This is a genomic window from Granulicella aggregans, assembly GCF_014203275.1.
Lineage (GTDB): Bacteria > Acidobacteriota > Terriglobia > Terriglobales > Acidobacteriaceae > Edaphobacter.
Genome location: NZ_JACHIP010000048.1, coordinates 6,324 through 7,493 on the forward strand (window position 1 = coordinate 6,324; position 1,170 = coordinate 7,493).

The 1,170-nt window shown below is 55.9% G+C and carries 2 protein-coding genes; both read right to left on the minus strand.

What is annotated here, in order from left to right:
* Nucleotides 1-322, minus strand: a 322-nt coding sequence (locus HDF16_RS29420; RefSeq protein WP_184224412.1) for a hypothetical protein, incomplete at its 3' end; no start/stop codon positions are given.
* A gap of 14 nt (nt 323-336) precedes the next feature.
* The coding region (locus HDF16_RS31095) for a TrbI/VirB10 family protein (protein ID WP_246410485.1) at nt 337-1,170 on the minus strand (834 nt) is incomplete at its 5' end.

The window sequence follows — 1,170 nt, forward strand, 5'->3', positions numbered from 1 at the left end:
TCGCCATCGTGAGTTGGGACTGGATCGTTGCCCAAATGGATTTGCTGCTGAAGTTCTTCAGGTTGCCATGGATCATGTTGTAGTTCGTGACGGCCTGCATGTAGTCTTTGTCAGCGGTCGCCAGCAGCTGGATGGTATTTGCAAGCTGCTGCTGCCAGGTGACGCTGTTCTTCACGTTCTGGGCGATCTGTTGGAGTGCATGGCCCGATTGCACGGGGTCGATGAAAGCGCCACCAAACTGCGCGCGGCCGGGTAGAACGGCGATCATGAGGAAGACTGTAGTGAGTGCTCCGTTCCGGCATCTACTGGGGACTTGCTTCATAAGTTGCTCCTTGGTCACAGGGCGGGTTCGACGCGGTGTTCTGCGTAGGAGGGGATTAGAAGGTCGCGTCCGATATAGACCCGCGCCCGAGAGCCTTCCTTCAGCGTGAGGATCGGAAGGCGATTCAGGAAGTGGTTGAGGATCTGTTCGGCCTCTTCACTCGATTGAGAAGAGATGCCGTTCCGGATCTGTGCCGAGGGATTAAGGATGTTGTTGTTTCCCACCTGAGCAAGACCGCCCAAACCGCCGATCGCGGCAGCGACGACGAATGTTTGAAGGTATCGGTTATCTACCTTCGTGGCGAGGCCGGTTGTTCCAAGCGGGTCGAGACCGGCAAACTTATCGAGATCGACGGAGAAACCATCTGGGCAGATAGCGCGATGGAAGGAAACGACCATCTTCCGTGCTTGGCTCGTATTCACCGCCTGGACGCTCCCAATCAGTCGCGTACCCTGCGGCAAGAGAAGCTGCTGATGATCGTGGGAGTAGTAGTCGGTAGACAGCATTAGCAAAATCGGTCCCGCTAAACCACCATCGATGTGGTTTGTCACTACGCCTTCGAAGACGCTCCCTTCGAAGATTCGATATAGCTTGCCTTCAAAACTGTCGAAGTCATACTTCTTCGGAGCGGCATCTTTCGATTCAGGCTTGTCCTTCTTGGGTTCGTCTGAGTCGGGATCGACAGCATGATTTTCCGCCTTGACCGACTCGGTTGCGGGCACGCCGCGTGTTGCGGTGTGAACGCTCGACGGAGCAGCCTGCGAGAAATCCACCGCGACGGTGTCACTGTCCAGTGCGTCCTGGTGTTGCTTCTCCTTAGCCAATGCAGCTTGTTTTGCCTCGGCATG